At 40.0% G+C, this 1,036-nt stretch carries 1 protein-coding gene; it reads left to right on the plus strand.

What is annotated here, in order from left to right:
* Window positions 1-752 (plus strand): M57 family metalloprotease (locus E1163_RS00290; protein WP_221417869.1); only part of this gene is annotated, 752 nt, incomplete at its 5' end.
* Window positions 753-1,036 lie beyond the last annotated feature (284 nt).

Raw genomic sequence — 1,036 nt, forward strand, 5'->3', positions numbered from 1 at the left:
CAATGATTACAGAACAAGTGAAGACCCAGTTTAAAGAGTTGGGCTTTGACGTTAGCGATATTGCAGTGACTAATTATGACGAGGTGCTGGATCCTGAATATGAGAATGGAAATTATTTGCTGGAAGGGGATATAGCAGTCAAGCCTCAGGATATTAGAGGTATGCTTGGAAGTAGCTTATATTATAAAGGACCCGTCGGTGAGCAATATCATACTTATAATTTGGTATTTTCCTTGCCCCGCACCATTAAGATAATAGGCTATACAGGTGGCAGTCTTGCCCTGGACTCCAAAATGAAAACTGCCTTAACCTGGGCTGTGGCAAATTACAATTCCTTAAATATAGGGATGAATTTTACGCTTACCTTCGGAACCAATTATAGTGCATATGATATAGTAGTTTATAAAGTTTCAGGAAACGGCGGAGGACAAGCTGGCTTCCCGTCAGGTGGGGATCCATATAAATATATTCAGATACAGGATGGCACCAGTAATTTCGATACTAATGTTGTAGAACACGTAATGACTCACGAAATCGGGCATTGTTTAGGGCTGCGTCATACGGATTGGTTTAACCGGTCACTTTCCTGCGGAGTGGGGGGTAGTGAGCCCGAAGATCCTTACGGAGCAGTTCATATTCCGACAACTCCTTCCGGTTATGACCCTAATTCAGTGATGCTGGCTTGTTTTAGTACATCGGAAACGGGGGAACTTGGACGCTATGACAGAGTAGCTTTGGAATACCTGTACTGATGATGTAAAATTCAGGTCATCCGGGTGCTTAAATTGCTATATTTTGATATCTATATTTTCAAAATCCCGGATGACCTTACCTATTCGACTTCTCACTTTGGAGTTTCAAACGTAAGGTCTGTTTCTATAGGGATAATATCATTGATCCAATATTTATATAAATTACGAAGGAAAATTAAATGACTATTTGTTGAAGCAGAGCATGTTGTTTAAACAATAAAGAATAGCCATACATATTCGTGTCAGGTTTAGAATGCTCAAATTCGTGCTCAACTATCTAATTT

The organism is Fulvivirga kasyanovii, from assembly GCF_009711405.1.
Taxonomy (GTDB): Bacteria; Bacteroidota; Bacteroidia; order Cytophagales; family Cyclobacteriaceae; genus Fulvivirga; species Fulvivirga kasyanovii.